The organism is Chromobacterium aquaticum (assembly GCF_021129195.1).
Taxonomy (GTDB): domain Bacteria; phylum Pseudomonadota; class Gammaproteobacteria; order Burkholderiales; family Chromobacteriaceae; genus Chromobacterium; species Chromobacterium aquaticum.
The window spans coordinates 94,158-116,139 of record NZ_JAJOHW010000035.1; the positions used below are offsets into that span (position 1 = coordinate 94,158).

The window sequence follows — 21,982 nt, forward strand, 5'->3', positions numbered from 1 at the left end:
TCAGCTTCCTTGTGCGGGGCGGTGTTTGGGGGGGAGGCCGGCCAGTTGCTCCATTAGGCGCGCAACCAACAGGCTGACATTCTGTTGCGTGGTGTCGACGACGATGTCGGCCACTTCGCGGTAGAGCGGGTCGCGCTCCTGGAACAGGCTTTCCAGTTTGGCGCGTGGATCGGCGATCTGCAGCAGTGGGCGGTTTTTGTCGTGCAGGGTGCGGGCCAGCAGATCGTCTATCGTCGCGCGCAGATAGATCACGGTGCCGTGGGCCGACAGGCAGGCGCGGTTTTGCGGACGGATGATGGCGCCGCCGCCGGTGGCCAGCACGATATTGTCCAGGCGGGCTAGGTCGGCGATGACCGAGGTTTCCCGGTCGCGGAAGCGCAACTCGCCTTCGATGTCGAAGATGGTGGCCACGCGCACGCCGGTTCTGGCCTCGATCTCGTGGTCAGAATCGTAAAAGGTTCTGTCGGTGCGACGCGCCAGTGCGCGGCCCACCGTGGTCTTGCCCGCGCCCATCAAGCCGACCAGAAAAAAATTGCCTGCCAGTTTCTCCATGGCAGGCATTGTAGCCGAGCTTGGCCGCTCTGTCTTTCGGCGTCGCAGCAGCGTGAAAACGGCGGCAGGCGCCGCCGTTTTACTGATTGTTGCCGCTCAGATCATCGACCACCCTGGGGGTGATGAAGACCAGCAACTCGGTACGGTTATCGTATTTTTGTGAACTGCGGAACAAGGCGCCCAGGATGGGAATATCACCCAGCAGCGGCACTTTGTTGACGATGTCGCTGATCTGTTGCTGGTAGATGCCGCCAATCACTACCGTGCCGCCATTTTCCACCAGTACTTGGGTATTCACCTTCTTGGTGTCCAGCGCCGGTGTGCCACCGACGGTCAGCGTGGGGCTGACGCTGTCCTTGTTGACCTTGATGTCCAGCATCACGTGATTGTCCGGTGTGATCTGCGGTTTCACATTCAGGCTGAGCACCGCTTTTTTGAACGAGGTCGAGGTCGCGCCGCTGGACGAGGCTTCCTGGTAGGGGATCTCGGTGCCTTGTTCTATCGTGGCTTCCTGCCGGTCCGCGGTCATGATGCGCGGGCTGGAGATTACCCGTCCCTTGTTCTCGGTCTGCAGCGCCTGTAGTTCGAGGCCGATGATGGCGGACTTGCCCACGCTGTAGAGCGCGGTCAGTGAGCCGGCGGGGTTGGTGATGGGCAGGTTGACGCCGGGGGCAATGACATAGGGCGTCTGCGTGGCGTTGCCGACGATGCCCATCCTCCCGTTGGCGTTGGTGATGGCGTTGGTGAGGCCGCCGCCGGAAATGATGCCGCTGCTGGTTACCCGATCGTAGGACAGCTTGACGCCCAGATTGCGGCTCCAGTTGTCGGTGGCCTCAACGATGCGCGCCTCGATCAGCACCTGTTTCACCGGCACATCGGTCTTGCCTATGATGTCGCGGATCTTGTCTATGGTGCTGCCGGTGTCATTGATGATCAGGGTATTGGTTTTGGGGTCGATCAGCGCGCTGCCGCGCTCGGTCAGGATGCTTTCCTTCTTGCCGGTGGTATTCGTGCCGTCCAGCACCTTCTTGAAGTCCTCGGCAGAGCGGTAGCGCAGCACGAAGGTTTCCGAGCGCACCGGCTCCAGCGTGGCCAGTTGCTGTCTGGCTTCCTGCACTTGCTTGTCGCGCGCCAGCAATTCCTCGCGCGGCGCGATCTGGATGATGTTGCCGGCGCGACGTTGATCCAGGCCCTTGGTTTGCAGAATCAGGTCCAAGGCCTGGTCCCAGGGCACGTCCTTCAATCGCAGCGTGATATTGCCGCTCACCGTGTCGCTGGTGACGATATTGAGGCCGGTGAATTCGGCGATCACCTGCAAGACGGTGCGCACTTCTATGTTCTGGAAATTCAGCGACAGCTTGTCGCCCTTGTATTGCGGCTTCTGATTGCTGTCGGCGGTGCTGGCGGATTCGGGCGTCGGCCGTCTTACTTCCACCACCAATTGGCCATCGGTCTGGTAGGAGGAGAAGTCCCAATCGCCCTGGGGCTGAATCTGGATGCGGCTGTTGCCGCCCTGGTTGCGGGCGTCGATCTTGGCCACCGGGGTGCCGAAGTCGGCAACATCCAGCCGGCGCTGGTTCTGTCTATCCAGTTGCGCGCCCAGCACGTCGACCAGCAGCTGCTTGCCTTCACGGCGGATATCGACCGGGGTGCTGGCGGAGGGCAGCTTGATTTCCACCCGGCCCTCGCCGTTCTTGCCGCGACGGAAGTCCAGCGCCAGGGCCGGAGCATTGGCGGCCAGCGGCGGGCTGGGGCGCGCGGCGACTTGGGAGCCGGCGGCGGGTCGCTCCACCGGTGTCGCGGATTGGGCGGCGCTGCCCAGGTTCGGATTCAGCGTGACCAGCAGCATATTGCCGGACACGGTGCTGCTGTACAGCGCATTGCGGCTCAGGCTCAGCACCAGCCGCGAGCGGCCGTTGGCCTCCACCGCCACCGCCGACTTGACCAGTGAGCCGCCCAAGTCCTGTTGCGGCTTGGCCATCTTGACGCTGGCGCCGGCGAAATCGAAGGCGATGCGCGGTGGATTGGCGATCGCGAAACTATTGGGCTGAACCGCGGGGCCGTCAAAGTTGATTTTCAGCACTTGCTGATCGCCGTCGCCGTTCGCCAGCTGGATGGCGGTGATCGCCGGTCCGGCGGCGGCGCAGCTGAACAGCAGGGACAGGCCCAGCCCCGACAACAGTTTGATGGAGTGCTTGCTCATTTGTTCTGCCCTTGTTCGTCCAGGTACAGGCTGGTGTTGCGCTGCACCCATTCTCCGTTCAAATCTTCCACGGTTTCAGTCAGTTCGATTTCGGTGTCGCCTATCTTCTTGATCCGGCCGAAATTGGGTCCAACGTAGTTGCCTGCCTGCACCCGGTAGACCGCGCCTTCCGGCGTGCGCACCAGGCCGTAGTTGGTGCCGCTGCGGCGGATGACGCCAACCACCGCCAGCTTGTCCAGGTCATAGTTTTCCAGCGCCTCGCGCGGCCGTTTCATATCCGGCGCGTTGGCCTGGTTCTGATTCTTGGCCGCGGCCAGTTTTTGCGCGTTGAACGGGTCGAGCAAGTCGAAAGCCTGGTAGGCGAACGGCTGATAAGACTGCGCCTGCGGTAGCGGCTCGATCTGGCCGCGCAAGCCTTGGGTGCTGGTTTGCATCCATAATCGCAGGTCGTCGGTATCGCCGCTGCCGCAGGCGGCGAGCAAGAAGGGCAGTACGCAAGCGAGAGTTCTTTTCATGGTGTTGGGACTCACTTGTGGGCGGCCGCCTGCGCAGACCGCTCTTCGGGCTCCAGCGCGCGGAAGGTTTTGGCGGTGGCATCCATGGTCAGGCGGGCGCCTTTGGTGTCCGGAGTCAGGCTGATGTCGGAAATGGTGACGATGCGCGACAGCTGCGCCACATCGCTGACGAAGGCGGCGAGGTCGTTATAGCTGCCGGTCAGGCGGATGGTGATCGGCACTTCCGCCATCTCGGCCGTCTTGATTTCGGGATTGGGCCGGAACAGCTCGAACTGTAGCCCGCGGCCGAGACCGGCCTGGTTGATCTCGGTCAATAGCGTGTCCATATTCGACTTGGTCGGCAATTGCTTCAACAGCACGCCGAAGGAGGCGTCGATTTCCTTCAATTGCTGCTGCAGCGCGTCCAGGTTGACCGCCTGGCGTTTCTTGTCGAGATAGGTCTGCTTGAGCTGCTCCTCCTGCTGCTTGGCGGCGTTGAGCCGGTCCAGTTCGTCTCCCAGCACGAAGAAATAGCCGAGGCCGATAAAGCAGGCGACCAGTAGCGCCAAGGCGATGGCCTGGCCTTGCGCCGGCCAGTTGGCGATATCCTTGGGGTCCAGCGTGCGCAGTTCGTCCAGCGTCATGGCTTGGCTCCAGGTGTGGCGGCGGGCTGGCCGCTCTTGGCCGGAGCGGGTTCGCGCAGGCTGCTGTTCAGGGTGAATTCGTTGACGCGCTGATTATTGATGCTGGAGGCTTTCACCTCGATCAACACCGGGGCGTCGAAGACATTGGACTGCGCCAGGCTGCGCATATAGTTGGAGACGCGGGCGCCGGACAGCGCGTAGCCAGACAGCGTGAACTGGTTGCCGGTCTGCTTGAAGCTTTTCAAGTAGACGCCGTCCGGGGTTTGCCGCACCAGTTGGTCGAACACGTGCACGCCTTCATTGCGGCCCTGTTCCAGCCTTTCCACCAATTGCTTGCGCGATAGCAGATCATCGCGCTGCTTCTTCAGCGTGCCGATATTCTTGATCTGATTGTCCAATTGGGCGATTTCGCCTTGCAGGAAGTCATTGCGCTGCTGCTGATGGGAGAGCCGGCTGCCGATGATCAGGTAGCTGAGCACCACCAGCGCCAGAGATGCGACCAGGGTTAGGCCCAGCAGCACCTGGAAGCGCAATCTATGCGCGGCTTTCTTTTGTTCGCGGTGCGGAAGCAGGTTGATGCGTATCATCAGTCGAACCTCCGCATGGCCAGTCCACAGGCCACCAGCAACGCGGGCGCGTCCATCAGCAACTCCTTCAGGCGGATATTGCCGGACTGCACCATGGTGCTGAACGGATTGGCTATCATGGTGCTGATCTGGGTGCGGCCGGCGACGGCGTCGTCCAGCCCGGGCAGCATGCTGCAGCCGCCGGCCAGCAGGATGTAGTCGACGCGCAGATATTGCGACACGCTGACCGTGGTGTAGAAGAATTGCAGCGCGCGCTGGATTTCCTGGGCCAGGGAGTCGACGAAGGGGTGCATCAGCTCAGATTCGTAACCGTCCGGCAGGCTCATGCCGCGCTTGCCGCTTTCAGCCTCTTCGTAGCTGATGCCGTAGCGGCGCTGGATGTCGCGCGTCAATTGCTGGCCGCCGAACACCTGTTCGCGGTAATAGACCTGCTGATTATTGCGGATGATATTGCAGTGGATGCGGCTGGCGCCGATGTCGAACAAGGCGAAGGTCTGGTTCATGCCCTGTTCCGGCAATTGCTGCTCGATCTGCTCGAAGGCGGTCATCATGGCGAAGGATTCGACGTCCACCACTTGGGCGCGCAGGCCGGCCATTTCCACCACCGCCACGCGCTCCTCCACTTTTTCCTTGCGGGCGGCGCACAGCAGCACTTCCAGGTCATCTATACTGGCCGGCGCCGGGCCCAGCACCTGATGATCCAGATTCACTTCTTCCAGCGGGAAGGGAATGCTCTGATTGGCTTCGGCTTCGATCAGTTCGGACAGATTGTCGGTCTGGCTGACCGGCACCAGCAGTTTTTTGTAAATCGCCATCGAGGTCGGGATGGCGATAGCGACGTGGCGGGTGGGGCTGCCCAAGCGTTTCCAGGCGCGACGCAGGGTTTCGGCAATGCCTTCTATCTCCACCAGATTACCGTCGCTGATCGCATCCTTGGGCAAGACTTCGATCACATAGCGCTCGACTTGGCAGTTCTTTCCTGCGCGGGACAGCTCCACCAATTTGATCGCGGTGCTGCTGATATCCAGCCCGAGCATGGGAACGTTCTTGGCTTTCCCCAATCCAAGAGGTTCTAGCCAGGACGGGGCGATTTTAAGTTTGTCGATAAGCATCAGGTGCCTCGATTGGTCCTATGCGACAGTTTTTTGGCGTGTCGCTGCCATTGTTTGTCTTGCGCGCTTTCACAAGACGTTATAATCCGGTTTCCAGTGAAAGCCCATTGTAAATATGCTAAGACGAATCCTCGCAATACTTGCAGGTCTGTTTCTAGGTGGAGCCGTATTGGTTGCTGGCGCAGGCGCCATTGCAATCATCATAACCTACCCTCGCTTGCCGAGTCTTGATGTACTGACGGACTATCGTCCAAAAATCCCACTTCGCGTTTATTCCGCCGACAATCAATTGATAGGGGAATTTGGCGAGGAACGTCGTTCGTTTTCCCGCATCCATGAAGTGCCGCAACTGATGAAACAGGCGGTGATGGCTGCCGAGGACGAGCGCTTCTACCAGCACAGCGGCGTCGATTACGTCGGCGTGGTGCGCGCCGCGGTCGGCAATCTGGTGTCCGGCCATGCCCGTTCCGGCGCCAGCACCATCACCATGCAAGTGGCCAAGAATTTCTTCCTGTCCAGCGAAAAAACCTTTACCCGCAAATTCAACGAAGCGCTGCTGGCCTTCAAGATCGAGCACACGCTGACCAAGGACCAGATCCTGGAGTTGTATTTCAACCAGATCTATCTGGGGCAGCGCGCCTATGGCTTCTCCGCCGCGGCCCAGGCCTATTACGGCAAGCCGCTGGCGGATCTGTCTGTGGCTGAAATGGCGATGCTGGCCGGCCTGCCCAAGGCGCCGTCCGCCTACAACCCCATCGTCAATCCGGACCGTGCCCGCCTGCGCCAGCAATACGTGCTGCGCCGGATGCGCGAGCTTAATTTCATCACTCAGGAACAATACGACGCCGCGGTGGCCGAGCCGATGAAGCTTGCTAGCCAGAGCGCGGACAGCAGCAGCCAGCCGGCGCAATATGTGGCGGAAATGGTGCGGCAGGCGATGTACGAGCGTTACAAGGAGTCCGCCTACACCGAGGGCTTCAAGGTCTACACCACGCTGGACAGCCGCCATCAGAAGTGGGCTTACGACGCCTTGCGCGCCGGCCTGGTCGATTACGACCGCAAGATGGGCTATCGCGGCCCGGAAAGCGTGGTGGAGTTGTCCGGCGTGGAAGGCGAGCAGCAGACCGAGGCGCTGGACGACGCGATCAGCGAATTGCGCGACAGCGGCGATATGCTGCCGGCCATCGTGCTGTCCGCCAGCCCGGCGGAAGTTCGTGCTTATATGCGCGGCGGCAAGGTGGCGGTGATCAAGGGCAGCGGCCTGGATTTCGCGCGACGCGCGTTGGGCGGCAAGGTCAGCGCAGCGCAGCAGATCCGTCGCGGTTCGGTGATCCGCATCCGCGCGCATGAGAAAGGCTATTGGGAAATCGTGCAGATGCCGGAGGTGGAAGGCGCTTTCGTGTCGATGGATACCCGCAGCGGCGCGATCCGCTCGCTGGTGGGCGGCTTCGATTTCAACCGCCGCAGCTTCAACCACGTGACCCAGGCCTGGCGTCAGCCCGGTTCCACCTTCAAGCCCTTCATCTACTCCGCCGGCATCGAGCGTGGCCTGACGCCGTCGACGATGATCAACGACGCGCCACTGTCGGTGGTGGGCGCTGATGGTCAGCGCTGGGAGCCCAAGAACGACAACGGCAAGTTCGCCGGCATGATCACCATGCGCAGCGGCCTGACTCAGTCCAAGAACCTGGTGTCGGTGCGGGTGCTGATGGCGACCGGCACCGATTACGCCCAGCAGTACATCCAGCGTTTCGGCTTTGCCGCCAAACAGCATCCGGCCTACCTGACCATGGCGCTGGGCGCGGGCGCGGTGACGCCGCTGCAAATGGTGGAAGGCTACTCGGTGTTCGCGAATGGCGGCTACCGCAGCAAGGGCTATTTCATTGACCGCATTGAAGACCAGTCCGGCCGCGTGCTGGCCAAGACCGTGCCCACCATCGCCGGCCAGAACGCGCCGCAAGCCATCGATCCGCGCAACGCCTTCATCATGAGCTCCATGCTCAAGGATGTGGTGCGCTACGGCACCGGCTATCGCGCGATGAGCCTGGGTCGCACCGATCTGGCCGGTAAGACCGGTACCACCTCGGACTGGAAGGATGCCTGGTTCGTCGGTTACAACCCCAATCTGGTGGCGGCCGCCTGGGTGGGCTTCGATCAGCCGCGTTCGCTGGGCCGCTACGGCTATGGCGGCACCGCGGCGCTGCCGGTGTGGATCAACTATATGGCGAATGCGCTCAAGGGCCAGCCGGAGGTGGACATGCCGGTGCCGCAGGGCATCGTGGTCAAGGCCGGCGCCGGTCAGCGCGGTGGCGACGAGTACTACTACGAGGAATTCCAGAAGACCAATCCGGAATTGAAAGTGGACAACCACGGCGCGGTGCCGGGTGCCGGCGGCGATGCCAGCGGCGGCGCCAGCGAGCCGCAGGACAAGCCCGCCGCGCAGGATGCGGTGGAAAATGTCAAAGACCAGTTGTTCTAGAAGCGTTTTCTATTCGATGTTAGAGCCTGTTGAAAGTCTCGCGAGCTAAGGCGAGACAGGGCGTTGCGGCTGAGAAAATGGAATGTACGCGTGGTACATGAGCATTTCGAAGAAGTACTCACCGTGTGACGTCTCGCGACGCGCAGCAAATCGTAAACAGGTTCTTACACAGCCCCGCCATCCGGCGGGGCTTTTACATGAGCGTCCGGCTCAGATCACGCCTTGGGCCAACATCGCCGCGGCCACCTTGCCGAAGGCCGCGACATTGGCGCCCAGCGCGTAATCGATGCCGCCGTCCGCCAGCCTTCCATGCTGGACGCAGGCCGCATGGATGTCCTCCATGATGCGGCGTAGTCTGGCGTCCACCTCTTGCGCGCTCCAGGGTAGATGGGAGGCGTTCTGGCTCATCTCCAGGCCGGACACCGCCACGCCGCCGGCATTGGAGGCCTTGCCCGGCGCATAGAGCGCGCCGGCCTGCTGGAAGCGCAGCGTCGCTTGCGGCGAACACGGCATATTGGCGCCTTCCGCCACGCAAAAGCAGCCATTGGCCAGCAGGGCTTTCGCGTCGTCGGCGTCCAGCTCGTTCTGGGTGGCGCAGGGCAGCGCGATGTCGCAGGGCTGACGCCATGGCCGCTGCCCGACGAGAAAGTCCAGGCTGTGGCTGGCGGCGAAAGCGGCCAGACGTCCACGGCGCTGGTGTTTGTGCTCCATCAGCGCGTCCAGTTGGGCCGGGCTCAGACCCGCCGGCAGGCTGAGCGTGCCCTCCGAATCCGACAGACTGACGACCTTGACGTCCAGCGCCAGCAGCTTTTCCGCCGCGTACAAGGCGACATTTCCCGAACCGGACAGCGCTGCGCGCTTGCCGGCCAGCGTTTGGCCGCGGGTGGCCAGCATGCGCTCGACGAAATACACCAGGCCGTAGCCGGTGGCTTCCGGCCGCATCAGGCTGCCGCCGTAGCTAGGCCCCTTGCCGGTGAACACGCCGGAAAACTGATTGCACAGGCGTTTGTGCTGGCCGAACAGATAGCCGATTTCACGTGCGCCGACGCCGATGTCGCCGGCCGGCACATCGGTCTCGGCGCCGATGTGGCGGAACAGCTCGCAGGCGAAAGCCTGGCAGAAGCGCATCACCTCGCCGTCGCTCTTGCCCTTGGGGTCGAAATCGGCGCCGCCCTTGGCGCCCCCCAGCGGCAAGCCGGTCAACGCGTTCTTGAACGTCTGTTCGAAGGCCAGGAATTTCAGCGTGCCCAGCGTCACCGCCGGGTGGAAACGCAACCCTCCCTTGTACGGGCCTATCGCGCTGTTCATCTGCACCCGGTAACCGCGGTTGACCTGGACCCGGCCGTGATCGTCGACCCAAGAGACGCGGAACTGGATCACGCGCTCAGGCTCCAGCAGGCGTTCCAGCAAGCCGTGGTCGAAATAGTGCGGATGGCGGCTTAGCAGCCCGTCCAGGCTGTGCAGCACTTCAGCCGCCGCCTGGTGGAATTCCAGCTGCTCCGGGTCGCGTTGACGGACCCGGGTCAGTAAGGTTTGCAGGGCAAGATGCATGGTTGATACCTCTATTTTGTTATTGAACGGCCGGGCGCGGGCCTCCGTCGGCGTGCTCTGCCCTTGCTGTTTCTGGGGCATGGTCGGGCATGTCTGTCGCGCCGGAATGGAATGATGTTGTGAGCGAGGTGTCCGGCGAGCAGGCTGCGGGCCCGATACGGCTATTCCTGCACGCGGCTTGCCCAAGGGGTGGGGAGGCAAGGCGAAACTGGCGTCGGGGTTGGGGCCAGGGCCGGAAGGGCGCAGGCATCGAGGATAGGGATGCCGTTGGCTTAATAGTGTAACCGATATTTTCCGTCGTTTCGTTGGCGTCCGGCGGTCCGCCGCGCTTTCTATACTGTTGGAACGGGGCGTCGGCGGTGGCACGTCCTTAGGGGGAGAGAGGGGCTCTCCGTGTCGGCGGCGCCCGGCTTGACGGATGTGCAAGGCTGAGCGCCGCGCCGGATTCGGTACCTTCAGTGATGGAAACATGAAGCAGACCAAGGAATGGAACGCTGGCATCGTCGAGGGCCTGAGCCGAGGCGGCGCCGCCAGCGTGGTGCTGACTTACGCGGTGGTGGCTTCGCTATGGGTGGCGCTGTCCGATCGCGTCGTCAGTTCCCTGTTTGCCGATCCGCTGCAGTGGCTGCTGGTCAGTACTTTGAAAGGCTGGCTGTTCATCGTCGTGACTTCTCTGCTGCTCTATGTCTTGTTGGCGCGGCTGACGCGCTCCGCCGACGGCGCGGCCGTTCAGGCCGGTTGGCGCCAGCACCGCTGGTCAGGTTTGATCGCGCTGCTGCTGTTGATTTGCACCGTGGTCGGCGTGTCTCAGACCGTGCGCCAGCACCAGGCGCGCGCGGCGGAACAACTACGTTCGGTGGCCACGGCGAAGAGCAAGGAATTGGCCAACTGGTTCCGTGAACAGCAACGGCATGCCGATACCGTGCGCGCCAGCATAGTGTTCGCCTGGCCGGACGGGGCGTTGGGCTCTGTGTCGTCCTCTGATTTCAAGTGGAGGTTGGAAGGCCTGAGTCAAAGCGAGGGTTTCGGCGGCGCTTGTCTGCTGGATGCGGCGGGCAAGACGCAATGGTGTTCCGCCAAGGTTCTGCCCGAGCCCGGCGCGCCGATGAAAGCGTCTGTGGCCCTGGCGTCCCGGGAGGGAACCTTGGCCCGCATCGGCCCCTATTTCAGCGGCGCGGACCGCCTGCGGCTGGATTTCGTGGTGCCGCTGAAGGGCCCTGGGTCACCGTTGTTGGTATTACAGTCCGAGGCCACTTGGGTGCATGCCCTGCTGTTCAGCGGCTCGGGAGAGGGTCATAGCGAGCAGACTGTGTTGGCGCGCCGGGAGGACGACCAGGTAGTGTTTCTGAATCAGCTGGAGCCTGGAGATGCGAAGCACAGCGCACGGCGCGCGCCATTGAATGATCCACGGCTATTGATCGCCCGGGTCTTGCGCGGTGAAAGCGAGCAGGGCATCGCCATCTGGGCGCGTGATCATCGCGGAGTGCCGGTGGTGGGCGTGGTGCGTCAGATCGCCGGCACGGATTGGTTTTTATTGGTTAAACAGGACCAGTCCGAGCTCTATGCCAGCATGCTGGGCGATGCGGTCGGTACCGCTCTATTGGGCTTGTTTGGCCTGTTCATGCTGGGCGCGGTGAGCCTGTTGTTGAGCCAGCGCGAGCAATTGGCTCGCGAGCAGGGCATGCGTCAGGAGCAGGAGGCGCACCTGAATACTCTGCAATTGCTGGAGGCGCTGGTGGACAGCTCGGATGACGCTATTTTCGCCAAGGACCGGCAAGGCCGCTACTTGCTGTTCAATCAGGCCGCGGGAAGGTTTGTCGGCAAGAGCGGAGAGGAAATGCTGGGCAAGGACGACCGGGTCTTATTCCCAGCGGAGCAGGCCGAGATGCTGATGGCCATCGGTCGTCAGGTGCTGGCCGATGACTGCGTGCAAAGCTGCGAGGAGGTGCTGGACACGACCTTGGGACGGCGGGTGTTCTTGGCCACCAAGGGGCCGTTGCGCAATAACAAGGGCGAGGTGATAGGCATTTTCGGCATTTCCCGCGACGTGACCGAGCAGAAGCTGGCGCAAGAGGCGCTGCGCGACAGCGAACAGCGCTTGCGCCTGGCCCAGGATGGCGCGCATATCGGGCTGTGGGACTGGGATGCCGGCAGCAAGCGCATTTATTTCTCGCCGGAGTGCGAGCGCCTGTATGGTGCAGCCCCCGGCGCGCTGCAGAGCCGCGACGACTGGCAACGCCGGGTGCTGCCCGAGGATTGGCTGGAAATCGAAAAGCAATGGCGGCCGCCGTTAGGCAGCGATGCCGCCTTCGAGGCGGAATACCGGGTTTTCCACGAGAGCGGCGAGCTGCGTTGGCTGTGCGCCAAGGGGCGTTTCTACCTGGATGCGGAGGGTGGCGTGGAGCGCTTGTCCGGCATTTGCATGGACATCACGGAACGCAAGCTGGCGGAAGAGCAATTGCGCAAGCTGTCGCTGGCGGTGGAGCAAAGCCCAGAGAGCGTCATCATCACCGATGTGCAGGCCAATATCGAGTATGTCAACGAAGCCTTTGTCCAGTCCACCGGCTATAGCCGAGAGGAAGTGCTGGGCCGCAATCCGCGCTTGCTGCAGTCTGGCCTGACGCCGCGCGCCACCTACCAGGCATTGTGGAATGCCTTGCGGCAGGGGCAGCCCTGGCATGGCGAGATGATCAACCGCCGCAAGAACGGCGAGCTCTATCATGAGTTCGCCGCTATTTCCCCGATCCGGCAGCAGGACGGCCACATCAGCCACTTTGTCGCGGTGAAGGAGGATGTCACCGAGAAAAAACGCTTGCATGAGGAGTTGGAGCGTCACCGCAGCCATCTGGAGGAACTGGTGACTGAACGTACTTTGCAGCTGGCCGACGCGCGTGAGCGCGCTGAAGCCGCCAGCCGCGCCAAGAGCGCCTTCCTGGCCAATATGAGCCATGAAATCCGCACGCCGATGAATGCGATTCTCGGGCTGAGCCATCTGCTGCGTCGGGATGGCGCCACCACGCTGCAGCAGGAGCGTCTGGGCAAGATAGATGCCGCCGCTCAGCACTTGCTTTCCATCATCAACGACATTCTCGACCTGTCCAAGATCGAGGCTGGCCGACTGCAGTTGGAAGATCAGGATTTGACCTTGGGCGCGGTAGTCGAGCACGTGCGCAATCTGATCCAGGACAGCGCGCGCAGCAAGGGGCTCAGCGTGGAACTGGAGTGCGATGAGGGAGATTTGTGGCTGCGCGGGGATCTGACGCGCTTGCGCCAGGCCCTGCTCAACTACGCGGGCAATGCCGTCAAGTTCACCGCCAGCGGCGGCATCGTGCTGCGGGCCAAGGTATTGCAGGCCGACGCGCGGCAAGTGCTGGTGCGCTTCGAAGTGGAAGACAGCGGCATAGGCATCGCCCCGGAGCAATTGCCGCGCTTGTTTCAAGCCTTTGAGCAGGAAGACGCGGCCACGACCCGGCGTTATGGCGGCACCGGCCTGGGCCTGGCCATCACCCGGCATCTGGCGCAGGCGATGGGCGGCGATTCCGGCGTCAGCAGCGTACCCGGGCAGGGCAGTTTGTTCTGGTTCAGCGCCTGCCTGGAGCGTGGCATGCTGTCGGCGGCGTCGCCGATATCGGCCGAAGCCGGCGTTGAGGATGGTCTGCGCCAGCGCAGTGGCGGAGCCTTGCTCTTGCTGGTGGAAGACAATGTGATCAACCGCGAGGTAGCGTTGGAGCTGCTACAGGATGTCGGAATGCGGGTGGACACCGCGGAGAACGGACGCGAGGCCGTGGCCATGGTGCAGGCTCAAGCCTATGCCTTGGTGTTGATGGATGTGCAGATGCCGGTGATGGATGGCTTGGAGGCCACGCGGCAGATTCGTCGGCTGCCGGGTTGCGAGTTGTTGCCGGTGCTGGCGATGACCGCCAATGTCTTCGCCGAGGACAGGCAGGCCTGTCTGCAGGCGGGCATGAACGATTTTGTCGCCAAGCCGGTGGACCCGGCGCTGTTGTTCGCCGCCCTGCTCAAATGGCTGCCGGGGAGCGGTGTCAGCGCGGATGCCACAGCATCGGTTCCGGCAGTGGAAGCGGGACCGAGGGAGCAGGCCTGCCTGCAGGCGCTGGCGGATACCTGCGGCGTGGACATCGCTTGCGGCCTGGCCTTGATGCGTGGCCGCGTCGACAAGTATCTGGATCTGCTGCGCCGTTTTATCGTATCCCACTCCAATGACATGTTTGAGCTGGAGGTGGCCTTGAAAGCCGGCGACCACAGCGCGGCGCTGCGCTTGCCGCATACCTTGAAGGGCACCGCAGCCACGCTGGGCCTGGGGCAACTGGCCGCCGCCGCCGCCAGGCTGGAGGAAAGCCTGCATCAGGCCGAGCTGCCGCCACTGGACTCGATCCAAGCGGTGCGAGCCGAGGTCGAGGCCCATCTGGCGGCGCTGAGCGCCCTGTTGGCGGATGTGGCTGGCGAGCCGTGATGGGCTTCCCGCCGGGATATTTTCTCTGGCGGTAAACTTGTGGTTTCAGGATGGTCTATCTCCTTTTATTCACAATTCGGAGGAGCAGGCCCCATGTTGCAGAATTACTTTCCCATCCTGTTATTCATCGTCGTCGGGCTGCTGGTAGGTGTGGTGCCGCTGCTGATGGGCAAGTTGCTGGGGCCGAACCGGCCGGACCCGGAAAAGCTGTCGCCGTACGAATGCGGCTTCGAGGCCTTCGAAGACGCGCGCATGCGCTTTGACGTGCGCTACTACCTGGTGGCCATCCTGTTCATTCTGTTCGATCTGGAAGTCGCCTTCATGATTCCCTGGGCGGTGACGCTGAAAGAACTGGGCGGTTTCGGCCTGGGGGCGATGGCGGTATTCCTGGGCGTGCTGACGGTGGGCTTTGTTTATGAATGGAAGAAAGGCGCGCTGCAGTGGGATTGAGCCGCTGTCCATGACGGCGCCGCGGCGGTGAAACGTTCATCCGGCGGCCGGGCGAGCACGGCCATGGCCCGCTCACCAGCAACCGCTGGTGGTGACGGCGCTGCCGGAGGCGTTGACATTGGTCTTGTTGCCCAGATTGTCCACTTGGTAGACCTGGCAGGCGTCGGTGGCTTGCACGCTGCCGACCACCGGCGTGGCCTGCAGCGTGTAGCCGGGCGGCGTGCCGCTGCTGACTGCGGCCACGCTCAGCGTGTAGTAGTTCTGGGTGGCGCTGGGGATGGCGATATTGGAATTGCTGGAATAGCCCATGCTGGCCATCTGCGTGGTGTAGGCATTGTTCAGCGAGTAATAGCTTTCCTGGCGCGAGGCCAGGTCCAGCAGCGCGGTTTTCGCCGCGGCTCGGTTGCCCTTTTGCACATAGGTGTTGTAGCTGGGCACGGCGATGGCGATCAGGATGCCTACGATGGCGACGGCGACCACCAGTTCGATCAGGGTGAAACCTTGCTGCGGCTGCTTCATTTCATCTCCTAAGGGGCGCGGCTTCAGCGCAATTCTATCCAGGTCAGGCGGTTGCCCTGGCCGGCCGCACCGGGGTTGACGCCGATGATGTTGCCAGTGACGTAGCCGGACGAGGTCTGATACACCAGGTAGCGGCTGCCGTTATAGCCGACGGACTGGAAGGAACCCACCGCGCTGGCCTGGATGGCGTTGATCATGAAATTGCTGACACCGGAAAAATTCCCCGAGCTGTTGGCGAAGAAGGACTTGGGGAAATTGCCGCCGTTTACCGGATTCAGCGCATAAGACCAGCCGGTGTCCACGCTGCTGGTGCAGGAGGTCACGTTGTTGGCGGCGGGAATCGTGGTGTTGAACACGATGGCGCCGAGTTGGCTTTGCGGATTGTAGATCAATTGTTCGTTGGAACTGCTGTTGGGAAACACCAGTTTCCAGCCGTACTGGGTGTTGCCGGAGGAGCAGGCCGAGGTGCCGGCCCAGCAGACAGCGTTATTGCTGGTGCCGGCATAGTTGGTCACCGTGGTGCTGGACGATGTGGAGGTGCCGGCTATGGTCTGGGCCACCAGGCTGCTGGTGGTGAGCGTGCCGCTGGGCGTGGTGCTGCTGGCGTACTGGGCCGACGATACGCCGTTCCAGCCGGCCATATTCCAGTCCCAGACACCATAAAAGCCCTGGTTGCCGGTGGCGTAGGTATTGCCCGAGGTGGTGGTCATCGGAATCTTCTGGCCGGTGCCGAAATACACCATCAGCCGCGGTTGGGTCGCGGAAGCGCTGATCGAGCCCACGATCAGCTTGGTGGTGATGGGCTGCAGGCTCTTGCTGGTGCCGGAGCCGTTGGTGGGGGTGGAAAACAGCGGCTGCTTGGTGCCGGCGTAGGAGGACACCGCCCACTTGGTGGGATCGGTGTTGGTGACATCGAAGCGCCAGACGTTGCCGAACAGGTCGCCGGCGTAGATGTAGTCGGTGATGTTGTCTCCATCCAGATCCGTGGCGGTGGTGTAGTAAATGCCGTTGTTGCTGCTGTTGCTGGTGGGGTCCTTGCTGGGGCCGTAGCCGGTCGAGTACTCGTAGAAGGTTTTGGCGCCGGTACTCGGGTCCACCATCATCACGAAGATGGCGGCGACGCCGGTGGAGCTGTTGTAGCCGTTGCCGAAGATCACCCCCCACTTGCCATTGTGAAAGCGAGCCACCACCGGGGTGCCATAGGTATAGCCGAGATCGCTGCCGCAACTGCCGTTGGTATAGGTACAACTGATATTGGACGCGTTCCACTCGCCTACCACCTGGCTGGCCGCCGTGGTTTCGCTGGCATTGCCGCTGCTGGTGGAGGTGGTGGTGGCCGGGTTGGTCACATCCAGCGCGTAGATCGCCTGGCCGCCTGCGCCCAGGCCGCCCACCAGCCAGGTATGCCAATTGTTGGAGTAGAACAGATCGCCGGTGCCAGGAGTGGCGTCGACGAAATACTGGTGGGAGTAAATGATGTTGCTGTAGCTGGCCAGGTTGGAGATCGCCGCGGCCGGCACATAGCCCATCACCTCGTAGCCGTCGTTGGCCACGGTGCTGGTGGAGTAGGCGCCGGCGCTGGTGTAGGAGCCGGTGCGGAAGCCGTGCATGATGCCGTCGTTGGAACCGGAATAGACCACATTGGGCCGAGTGGCGTAAGTCGAGGTGAAGCTGGGGTAACTGGTGGCGGAGCTGCCGTTCTCCGGCTGCGTGGCGGAGGTGTTCAGGTAGTCGCTCCAGGTGGCGGCATAGCCTTGCGCCGGCGGTCCTATCCATACCGGGCTGGCATTGATCACATCGCCCATCACGCTGGTGCGGCTGCGGTAAGCCTGGGTGCCGGAGCCGCCCACTTCATTGCTGCGGTCGCCGCGCAGGAATTGCAGCACATTGGAGCTGCCCAGACTGGTCTGTTGAGCGGAGGTCAGGTTGGCCCATTCGAACGGCGCGCCGGCGCTGCCGTTCCAGGTGACCAGGGTGCGGTTGGCTGGAGAGTTCAGATCGGTGCTGGGAATGGGCGAGGCCACCGGCGTGGTGCCGGTGGTGGTGCAGGCGCCGCCGGTCAGGTTGCAGGAGCTGTCCCAACTGGCCGTGCTCGACACCGAAACCACCCCGGTGGTGGAGTTGGCCACGATGGAGTTGGAGGTGACGCCGCCAAACCAGTTGTTGGCGTTGTAATAGGCGAAGTAGGCCTGGGTGCCGGTTTGCACCTGGGCGGTCTGCTGGTTGTTGGAGCCGGCGGAGCTGGCCGATGTCGTCAACGGCGCGGCCTGGAAGCAGGTGATTTCGTGATAGTTGGTGGAACCGCCGGTGGACGCGGCGAAGCCGAAGCTCAGATAAGACGGCAGCGCGCCGCTGATGCTGGTGATGTTGACCGCCGGGTTGGTGACCGTGGTCCAGGCGCCGCCGTTATAGCTGTACTTCAGCGTCAGCAGATTATTGGTGGTGATCTGCAACTGATAACTGATGGGCTTGGCCGTGGCCCGGGTGGTGGCGCTGGTGTATAGCGGTGCGCTGGACGGCAGCACATAGGTGCCGTTGCTGGTTCCATTCAGCCGATAGAAGGGATACAGCGTCTGCGCGGTGCCCAGCACCAGGCCGGTGCTGCAGGCGGTGGACACCACGGTGGACAGCATGGTCGGGTAGGTGTCGTTGCTGAGGTCGCCCTTGCCGCGGATCACGATGGCGTTCGGCGTGCCACCGTTATTGCCGGTGGGGGTGGCGTCGTTCTTGTTGGAGAAGTTGCCGTACTCGTCCATGCCGATGGCGAGAAAGCCGTTGTGAATGCCGGTCATGCCCATGCCGGTGACGGTTTTGTCGGTCGGGTTGGAGCCGTTCTGCGAGCAGGAGTAGCCTAGAGAGCCGCCGTTGGCGCCCAAGCGATTGGGCTGATTGCCGGTGAATAGCTGCTGCGGCGAGGACAGCAGGAAGAAGGTCATGCCATCCGCGCCGCTGCCGCCGTAGCTGTAACTGGTCCAGGTGACGTTGATGCCGGTATTGGCCGGGAAAGCGTTGCCGCTGCTGTCGCCAGCGTAGATGATGCCACCGGTCTGGTGGGCGCTGTTATTGGTCAGCCGTAATGCGCCACTGCCGGTGGCGTCCGGAATGGTGCCGGTGGCGCCGCCGGAACCGGAACCGCACATCGGGATCTGGCCGGCATTGCTGGGGCTGGCCGCGCTGCTGCTGGAACTGGAAGTGGTACCGGCGGTCAGGCAGGCGCCTGCACTGGCGATGCCCAGCGTCGAGTTCGCCGCCGACAGCGCGCCGTAGGCGTACCAGTTCACGGTATTGGTGGCGCCGGTGAAGTTGTCGACGACGTTCAGGGTCGAGGCCCAGGTCGAGGACACCCACAGTGCGCCGACCAGCGCCCAGAGGCTGTTGCGGCAAGCTTGTCTGTTTGAATGGTCCATGGCGCGACTCCTTCGGCTGCTAGCGGCCCCGGTTGGTGAAAGACGATGCCACCACATAGGTGGATTGCAGCACGGTGGCCGCCTGGGCGTTACCGCCGTAGCCGACCGAAGTGATTCGGTAGACATTGCCGCCGTTGACGGCGTTGACGCCCAGATACTGGATGTAGAACTGCGGATTGGTGGAGAAACCGCTGCCGCCGCCGCTGGTGCTCATGCCGCTGGGGGTGTAGTTGACGCCGACGGTCCATGGCAGCGTGGTGGGATTGGAAATGGCGTTGGAGCAGACCGTGGCGCTGGATACCAGGCTGGAGCAAGACAGCGCGGTGGGCACATTGCCCTGAGACAGCCACCACTCCGCGTATTGCAGCGCGGCTTGCGCCGATTCAAAGGAACGGCCCTTCTCGCGGAAATTACCGGCCATGCGACCCTGCAGACCATAGTTACGCATCAGCGCGACGCCCAGCAGGGTGACGATGATCAGGAATAGCAGGCCGGTGATCAGGGCAATGCCTTTGGGCGATCGTTTCATGGCAGCCTCCCTTCGCGGTCCGTTCATATCTGGTTGGGCAGGAAAATGAAGCGGGGAAAGGAAATCGTCACCGGGGCCGCGCCGATTTGCCCGCAGTACTGCATGGAGAGAGTGGCGCGTAGCGAGCGCACATTCAACCAGTTGGTGACCGAGCCGGCGGTTACATATTGGGTGACCGAGCCGGTATTGCTCGGGTCCACTCCATACAGGAACTGGATATTGCTGATGCCGCGGTAGCCTATGCTGGGGCAGGTGGTCACCGGGCTGGCCAGGCCGCCGACGATGGGCTGGGCGCTGGCGCCGTTGATGCCGCAAGTGAGCTGAAGAGTGGACGAGGCCACCGCCAGCTGATTGATATAGGTGACGGTGCCGGCGCTGGCGGTATTGGTATTGCCCAGGCAGTTGAGCACGCCGTCGTTCTGCAGGCTCTGGAAGCGGATGTACAAGGTGTCCGGCACTGTGGCCGAGCCGCTGTCCGTGCCAAAAATGGCCTGGCCGGCGCTGAAGCTGACGCCGCTGACGGTGCTGTTGTCGGCCAGCAGCGCGGTATTCACCAACTGGGTCTGTGCATTGCCGAAATAGCCGGCCGACTGAGTGATCTGCGACAGGATGGTCATCGACATCCTCTGGTCGTCCTGCATCTGGGCCAGGCCGTTCTGGGACTGGCTGGTCAGCTTGAAGGACACGAAGATCGCGTACATCGCCAGCAGCAGGAACAGGCCGACGGTGATGGCCACCATCAATTCGATCAAGGTCATGCCGCGGCTGTGGCGCCGCGAGGCCAGGGTTCTGCGCTGGGTGTTCATGGCTGCACCACCATTTGATAGGAGGCGGTGCTGACCGCGGAACTGGCGGTGGAACTTAGTGAGTTCACATTCACCGTTTTCTCCGACCAGCTAATGGTGATGGTACAAGTCACCGGTCCGCTGGCATTGGCCGGCGTGCATTGGAAGCCGCCGCTGGCCGAGGGGATCGCCAGGCTGGCCAAGTCGCTGGTCCAGGTCGCCACATCGTAGCCGGCCACTTGCGAGGCGGTGCAGGCGGAACTGGCGCAGGATCCGGAGGCCGGGATGTTCGCCAGTGTGGTGGACGCGGTGATGTTTTGCCAATAGGCAGGGTTGGCGTGCATGGCGGCGGCCAGGCTGCCGGCCTGTATCGCCGCCAGCCCGCGGACGCGGGAGGTATTGGTGTTGTTGATCGCCGCCACTTGCAGGCCGGCCAGGCCGAGCAGGCCGATGGAAACGATCAGCAATGCCACCAGCACTTCCAGCAGGGTAAAACCTTGGATGCCGCGCTTGAGATGTCCCACGCTCAACAACTCCCGACAGAATCGCTGATGCCGTAAGCCACGGTATGCGGCAGGCCCACCGCGGTGACGAACAGGCATTGCTTGTTCAACTGGTTTGGCGCAGTGGCGGCGGTGGCGGTGGCCAGGGTGAATTTGCCGGTGCTGCCGCTGCCTATCCTGGAAAAACAGATGCCCTGGCTAGTGTTGCTGCCCGATGGCGCAAAAGTCACGCTATCGCCGGAACTGAGCGAGGTGCGCACCCGCAGCAGGCCGCCGGTCTGCGCGGTCAGGCCGGCGCTGACGGTGCAGCCGCCGCCGGTCGGCAGCATTACGATCCAGCCATTGGCCCAGTTGGACGAGGCACTGCAGGTTTGGCCGTCGCTGGAGCTGCAGATCAGTACATTGAGCCCTTGGCGGGTGGCTTCGCTGCGCGCGTACATGACATCGTTTTTCAAATCGCTGAGTTCGGCGACGATATTGCTGCTGTCTATGGTGCTGCGATAGGAGGTCGCGGCGAGGCCTAGCACGATGGCCGCGATGGCGATGGTGATCACCAGTTCGAACAGAGTGAATCCCTTGGCGCGATACACGAGGTCGACGCTCCTGAAAAATGCCCAGATTATGCCTATGTTTTTTACCATGTTCTGTGGTCGGGCAAGAACAGGCCGATAATCGGCGGCGCCAAGGGGTTGAGCGGTTGTCCGCGTGAATGGCTTAGAACCTGTTCAAAGTCCGCTGCGCTTCGTGAGTGGTGACACAGAGAGGACAGCGTCAAAATGCTCATGGACCGTGTGTAGATTCCGCTTTTTCTCTTGTTTTCAACGCCGTATCGCCGACGCGCAGCAGATTGTAAACAGGTTCTTAGTGAGTGGCGCGAAGGCTACCGCGGCGCCGGTATAGCAAGGCGACGGCCAATCCGGCCCAGTACAGCCCCAGCCATAGCGTTGCGGTGAACAGCGGCAGGCGATAGCCGCCGACGATCCAGGCCAGGCCGCAGCCGACCCAGACGCTGTGCAGGCCCAGCAGCCGGCGGTGGGAGGCCTCGCCCAGCAATTCATGGGTGGCCGGCAATTGCCGCCTGGGCAGGCCGCGCTGTTTCAGGTCCAGCCAGGCGAGGAAGGGCAAGATTTTGCCCTGCATGGAGAGCACCGCGCCCAGGCCGAAGCCGCCCAGCCAGAGCCAGCCGGCCAAAACGGGCAGCGCTTCCGACAGCGGCAGCAAGCGCGCGGCGAACGCGCACGGCGTGGCCGTCATCATCCAGACCATGCTGGCTCGCCAGCCGCGGCGCAAGGGGTCGGCGCGGCGCTGGCTGCGCCGCAGCGCGTCCAATTGCCGCAGGCCCTGCCACAGCACGAACAGCGCCAAGGCGGCCAGCAGGCCGGAGACGGCGGCGGGCGCGTCCCAGATCAGCGCGACGCCGCCCAGGCACAGCAGGCCGAACAACAACGTCTCCCGCGGCAGCCGCTCCGTGGCTTGTTGCGGCGTGACCAGAAACATCGGGATCACCGTGCGCGCCACCGACAGCACTAGCAGCCACAGCCAACCCAGCGCCGCCCACAGCACATGGTTGTCCAGCAAGGGGCCCAAGGGCAGCGCGACGCGGCCGCCCAGCAACAAGACCAGGGCCGCGCCAAGACAGGCGGCGACGGCCAGCGCGCACAGCGCCAGCCGCAGGCCCCGGCTGCCGGCGTCC

General features: G+C 62.9%; 17 protein-coding genes. 3 read left to right on the forward strand and 14 right to left on the reverse strand.

The genetic code is table 11. The annotated features are described in order from the left end of the window. The 6 genes from aroK to LQT98_RS06300 all read right to left on the reverse strand — a co-directional run bounded on the left by aroK (position 1) and on the right by LQT98_RS06300 (position 5,517). Complete coding sequence (aroK, locus tag LQT98_RS06275; RefSeq protein WP_231461547.1) at positions 1–561, reverse strand: shikimate kinase AroK; 561 nt, start codon at positions 559–561, stop codon at positions 1–3. 70 nt (positions 562–631) lie between these two features. Beyond that, positions 632–2,755, reverse strand: coding sequence for a type IV pilus secretin PilQ (gene pilQ, locus LQT98_RS06280; RefSeq protein WP_231461548.1), 2,124 nt, complete (start codon positions 2,753–2,755; stop codon positions 632–634). Then, a complete protein-coding gene (locus LQT98_RS06285) occupies positions 2,752–3,270 on the reverse strand; it encodes a pilus assembly protein PilP (protein WP_231461549.1) in 519 nt (172 codons plus the stop codon). Before LQT98_RS06285 ends, pilQ begins: the two co-directional genes overlap by 4 nt. An 11-nt stretch (positions 3,271–3,281) precedes the next feature. Then, the gene (locus tag LQT98_RS06290) at positions 3,282–3,893 is read right to left on the reverse strand and encodes a type IV pilus inner membrane component PilO (RefSeq protein WP_231461550.1); all 612 of its coding nucleotides are present in this window, start codon (positions 3,891–3,893) and stop codon (positions 3,282–3,284) included. Further along, on the reverse strand, positions 3,890–4,480 hold the full coding sequence (locus LQT98_RS06295) for a PilN domain-containing protein (RefSeq protein ID WP_048409427.1): 591 nt from the start codon (positions 4,478–4,480) through the stop codon (positions 3,890–3,892). Before LQT98_RS06295 ends, LQT98_RS06290 begins: the two co-directional genes overlap by 4 nt. Next, a complete protein-coding gene (locus LQT98_RS06300) occupies positions 4,480–5,517 on the reverse strand; it encodes a pilus assembly protein PilM (protein WP_231461551.1) in 1,038 nt (345 codons plus the stop codon). The genes LQT98_RS06295 and LQT98_RS06300 overlap by 1 nt, the downstream gene beginning before the upstream one ends. A 364-nt stretch (positions 5,518–5,881) precedes the next feature. Between LQT98_RS06300 and LQT98_RS06305 the strand changes: the two genes are divergently transcribed. Beyond that, on the forward strand, positions 5,882–8,071 hold the full coding sequence (locus LQT98_RS06305) for a penicillin-binding protein 1A (RefSeq protein ID WP_231461552.1): 2,190 nt from the start codon (positions 5,882–5,884) through the stop codon (positions 8,069–8,071). A 210-nt stretch (positions 8,072–8,281) separates the two neighbouring features. On the opposite strand, the gene gdhA is transcribed toward LQT98_RS06305, so the two are convergent. After that, complete coding sequence (gdhA, locus tag LQT98_RS06310; RefSeq protein WP_231461553.1) at positions 8,282–9,622, reverse strand: NADP-specific glutamate dehydrogenase; 1,341 nt, start codon at positions 9,620–9,622, stop codon at positions 8,282–8,284. A 469-nt stretch (positions 9,623–10,091) separates the two neighbouring features. Here gdhA and LQT98_RS06315 point away from each other — a divergent pair, with 469 nt between their 5' ends. Both LQT98_RS06315 and LQT98_RS06320 read left to right on the forward strand, forming a co-directional pair. Then, positions 10,092–14,096: a PAS domain-containing hybrid sensor histidine kinase/response regulator gene (locus LQT98_RS06315; RefSeq protein WP_231461554.1), complete on the forward strand. Its 4,005-nt coding sequence runs from the start codon at positions 10,092–10,094 to the stop codon at positions 14,094–14,096. Positions 14,097–14,189: 93 nt separating this feature from the next. After that, on the forward strand, positions 14,190–14,546 hold the full coding sequence (locus LQT98_RS06320) for an NADH-quinone oxidoreductase subunit A (protein ID WP_231461555.1): 357 nt from the start codon (positions 14,190–14,192) through the stop codon (positions 14,544–14,546). A gap of 72 nt (positions 14,547–14,618) precedes the next feature. Here LQT98_RS06320 and LQT98_RS06325 read toward each other — a convergent pair whose 3' ends face one another. From LQT98_RS06325 to LQT98_RS06360, 7 genes are all read right to left on the reverse strand, one after another. Beyond that, complete coding sequence (locus tag LQT98_RS06325) at positions 14,619–15,065, reverse strand: type IV pilin protein (protein WP_048409432.1); 447 nt, start codon at positions 15,063–15,065, stop codon at positions 14,619–14,621. 23 nt (positions 15,066–15,088) lie between these two features. Then, positions 15,089–18,472 (reverse strand): pilus assembly protein, encoded by a 3,384-nt coding sequence (locus LQT98_RS06335; protein WP_231461556.1) that lies wholly within the window; start codon positions 18,470–18,472, stop codon positions 15,089–15,091. A 19-nt stretch (positions 18,473–18,491) separates the two neighbouring features. Further along, entirely contained in the window at positions 18,492–19,001 is a 510-nt protein-coding gene (locus tag LQT98_RS06340) for a pilus assembly PilX family protein (RefSeq protein WP_053074338.1), read from the reverse strand. 23 nt (positions 19,002–19,024) lie between these two features. Further along, positions 19,025–19,807, reverse strand: coding sequence for a PilW family protein (locus LQT98_RS06345; protein ID WP_231461557.1), 783 nt, complete (start codon positions 19,805–19,807; stop codon positions 19,025–19,027). Beyond that, positions 19,804–20,310 carry a type IV pilus modification protein PilV gene (pilV, locus tag LQT98_RS06350; protein ID WP_231461558.1) on the reverse strand — a complete coding sequence of 169 codons (507 nt, stop codon included), beginning with the start codon at positions 20,308–20,310 and terminating at the stop codon, positions 19,804–19,806. Before pilV ends, LQT98_RS06345 begins: the two co-directional genes overlap by 4 nt. Positions 20,311–20,312: 2 nt before the next feature. Next, on the reverse strand, positions 20,313–20,879 hold the full coding sequence (locus LQT98_RS06355; RefSeq protein ID WP_231461559.1) for a GspH/FimT family pseudopilin: 567 nt from the start codon (positions 20,877–20,879) through the stop codon (positions 20,313–20,315). A gap of 271 nt (positions 20,880–21,150) precedes the next feature. Continuing rightward, positions 21,151–21,982: hypothetical protein (locus LQT98_RS06360; protein ID WP_231461560.1), on the reverse strand; the 832-nt coding region annotated here is incomplete at its 5' end.